The organism is Sutterella parvirubra YIT 11816 (genome assembly GCF_000250875.1).
Lineage (GTDB): Bacteria > Pseudomonadota > Gammaproteobacteria > Burkholderiales > Burkholderiaceae_F > Sutterella > Sutterella parvirubra.
In genome coordinates this window covers 11,906-13,191 of record NZ_JH604967.1, presented here as the reverse complement: position 1 = coordinate 13,191, position 1,286 = coordinate 11,906, and the positions used below count along the sequence as shown (strand labels likewise).

1 pseudogene is annotated in these 1,286 nt (G+C 67.3%); it reads left to right on the top strand.

Features of this window, described 5'->3' with window-relative positions:
* Positions 1-649, top strand: a pseudogene (locus HMPREF9440_RS11430) (hypothetical protein); the annotation flags it as partial.
* Positions 650-1,286 lie beyond the last annotated feature (637 nt).

Below are 1,286 nucleotides of genomic sequence, written 5' to 3'. Positions count from 1 at the left end.
CGGGCTCGACTTCCCGGCGGAGCGCCGGGTGCCGAAGGCGGGCAGTACCTCCGGTTCCGGCCCCGCCCACACCGACGCCGGCACCGTCAACGTCGTGCGGCTCCCCGTCTGCCGGGAGACGGGCGACGTCGACGTGACGCTCTGCCCCAACCGCACGACGGAGGCCTTCTTCATCCCGGGCGTGAGCCCGGTGAGACCCACGGGGATTCTCCGGCGGGTGTTAGTCGACAAGCGGACGGGTCTTCGCGCCTGCGCGGAGGACCCCGAGGTGACGGAGCGCCGCGTCTACGCCTTCTGGCCCACGCACGCCTTGGAGATGCTCCGTGCGGCGGGGCGCCCTGCGCCGACGCCGCCCGCTTGGATGCCGGGCTGCGGCGTGACGGCGCCGGGCCGCGCGCCGGAGATTCTCGCACCCGAGGCAGGAAGCGTCCGGTGGGCCGAAACCGACGGCTTTGCTCGGGTCACCTTGACGGCCGGGACCGAATCGGACGCCCGGGTCGTGCACTGGTTCGCGGACGGGACGTACTTGGGGCGCGGGCCGTCCAACACCCCCATCGTGCGGCGCTTCGGCGCGGGCACGCACCGCGTGGAGGCAGTGGACGAGAAGGGGCGCACGCAGAGCGTGCGGTTCACGGTGAGGCGGCCGTAGAGGGGCCCGATGAAGCTGAGGGCGCGTTCAGCGTCAACAAGAATTCCCCGGTTCCGACAACAAGAATTCCCCACCTCCGACAACAAGAACTCCCCAGTTCCGTCAATAAGAATTCCCCACCTCCGACGACAAGAACTCCACACTTCCGTCAACAAGAATTCCCCACTTCCGACAACAAGAACTCCCCACTTCCGTTCATGAGGCACGGAGAGAAGCCCGCCGGAGGACGCCGCGCTTCAGCGCCCTTTTGCAACCCGACCCCGCGTTAAGTTTTGCAAAGCCTCTGCAAAGATCCCGCGGCCGAGTGTTGCCGCCCGCAGGAACCTTTTGCCGCCGGACACAGGTTCTATGTTTTCGCCTGGAGCCCGTCGTAGGCTCGAATCTGAAGAAGGCAGGTCCTCACGCCTGACCCGCCGAAGCCAGCGTTCCCCCGCCGCGGCTTCGGGATGAGGACGTCCCGCCTTCGTCGAGAAGACCACAACAACGACAAGGATCCCGACCATGAAACGCATCGTTCTCCCCTTCGTGCTCGTCACCACGGCGGCCTGGCTCGCAGGCCTCTTCATCTTTCCGCCCGGCTACTCCACCCGCGCGGTCTCGCACGAGCTCTTCTATCTCTCAGGCACCCTCGCCTGGG